Raw genomic sequence first — 401 nt, 5'->3', positions numbered from 1 at the left:
GCATAGGGGTCCGACACCGGCCAGCGTTTGCCGAATTTTTCCGAGGCCTGGATCAGATAGGCCATCCAGCCCGCGACAGGGATCGACAGTAGTGCGATGCTTTCGCCTTGGCGCAAGCGGTCGCGGATCGGGTTGAGCAGGCGCTGGACGATCTTCTGCGAGCCGTCGGTGGCGATCTGGTGGTTGCGGTGGCGGATGGCAGTGTTGCGCAAGCGGCCGAGGCTCTGCTCGACATAGGCTGATGGATCCATGCCTGGCACCGGCGTCAGTGTCGGCAGCGTTTCCTCGACAAGCATGCGTCTGATGAAGGCCGCCAGCAGCGGGTCGGCGATGGCGTCTGATGTGTGTTCGAGGCCGGCCAGCACGCCGAGCGTGGCGAGTGTCGTCTGGGCACCGTTAAG

The 401-nt window shown here is 64.3% G+C and carries 1 pseudogene; it reads right to left on the bottom strand.

Annotated features, from left to right (window positions below):
- Positions 1 to 401, bottom strand: a pseudogene (locus tag EN935_RS40410) (mannitol dehydrogenase family protein); the annotation flags it as partial.

The organism is Mesorhizobium sp. M7D.F.Ca.US.004.03.1.1, from assembly GCF_003998635.1.
Lineage (GTDB): Bacteria > Pseudomonadota > Alphaproteobacteria > Rhizobiales > Rhizobiaceae > Mesorhizobium > Mesorhizobium loti.
This window is presented reverse-complemented; position numbering and strand designations above follow the sequence as displayed.